This window comes from Actinomadura sp. NPDC049753, assembly GCF_040674655.1.
GTDB lineage: Bacteria > Actinomycetota > Actinomycetes > Streptosporangiales > Streptosporangiaceae > Spirillospora > Spirillospora verrucosospora.
Genome location: NZ_JBFARL010000458.1, coordinates 1 through 1,438, shown reverse-complemented (window position 1 = coordinate 1,438; position 1,438 = coordinate 1). Strand labels below are relative to the sequence as shown.

At 79.1% G+C, this 1,438-nt stretch carries 1 pseudogene; it reads right to left on the bottom strand.

Annotated elements, in window-relative coordinates:
• Positions 1-182: 182 nt before the first annotated feature.
• Positions 183-1,438: pseudogene (locus tag AB0K37_RS42190) on the bottom strand (hypothetical protein); the annotation flags it as partial.

Sequence of the window (1,438 nt, the reverse complement as noted above, 5' to 3'; positions counted from 1 at the left end):
CGCGGCGCCGGGGGGGGGGGGGGGGGGGGGGTGGTGTTACGGGCCCCCCCCCCCCCCGGGGCGCGGGGCGCCGGGGCCCCCGGGGGGGGGGGCCCCCCCCCCCCCCGCCCGGCCCCCCCCCCCCCTTCGTCGTTCGGGCGAAGACCGGGCGCGGGCCGCGGGTCGCGCCCGGTGGCGTGCGGTCAGCGTTCGACGAGCCGCTCCGGCGCGGCGGACGGCCCCGTGACGGCGTACCGCAGCGCCGCGGGGAGCTGCGTCTCCGGGTTGGCGATGAGGCCGCCGACCTGCCCCGCGCCAGCCATCTCCTCGGCCACCGCGCCCGGGCGCACGCCGAGCACGTAGTCGGCCTCCATCGGGCTCACCGCGGTGACGCACCCGGCGGGCAGCGTCGCGTACGCCCCGAGGAAGACGCGGCTGCCCTCCGGGATCAGCGAGGCGAGCGCGCGGATGACGATCCGCGCGGCCGGGCCGGTCACGGTCACGGTCTGCATCTGCTGCAGCGCCTGCCGGATCCGGGCGAGCTGGTCCCCGCTGACGACGCCGCTGGCGACGAGGGCGTTGGTCTTCGGGACCACGCCGTTGCGCCGGCTGATCACGACGGAGTCGTTCACCTTCGAGACGACGAGGCCCCGCTTCTCCCGGGAGGCCGTGATCGTCTTGACGGCCCGGCGGGACGCGGCGAGGCTGGGGAACCCCGGGATCTGGTGGATGCCGCGCGCTCCGCAGACGGTCACCTGGGTCCCGTGGACGTGCACCTCGTCGATCGTCTCGTCGCGCATCAGCTCGCCGAGCAGGTGCGTGCCGTTCAGGACGTGGTAGACCCTGCTGGCCATGGCCGGATCCCCGCCGGTGTGCCGGGTGAGGACCTCCAGCCAGAGCTCGGCCACGCGCGGGCGGAGGCTGGTGGCGATCCGCTCCGCGGTGGTCCAGGCCGGGTCCGCCGCGGGCGGGGGCGGGGGGTTGGTCCCTTCCGCGGGCTCCTGCGGGGGCTGCTGGGTCTGAGGGGTCTGCGGGGTCTGCGCGGGCTCCTGCGGGGCCGGCGCGGACTGCGCGGCCTCCGGGGTCTGCGGGGTCTGCGGAGCCTGGGCGGGGGCCGCGGCCTGGAACCCCTGCCCGGCCGTTCCGAAGGGCGTGCTGCGCGTCGTCCGGTGATCTTGCGTGGACGCGGGGGCCCATGCCGCGGCGTCCGCCTTCGGAGCGGAGGGGGCCTCGGCGCTCTGCGCGGGCTCGGGGTCCTGCGGAGGCTGCTCCGCGGGCGCCTCCGCCGACGCCTCGGCCGGCGCCTCTGCCGACGCCTCGGCCGGTGCCTCCGCGGGCGCCTCCGGCTCCTGCTCCGGGGGCTTGTTCCGCGCCTCCGGCTTCGCGGCGGCCGGCGGCGCCTCGGCCGGCGCCCCGCCCGCTCCGGCCGCCGCCTGGTCGGCCGGTGCTCCGGCGGACG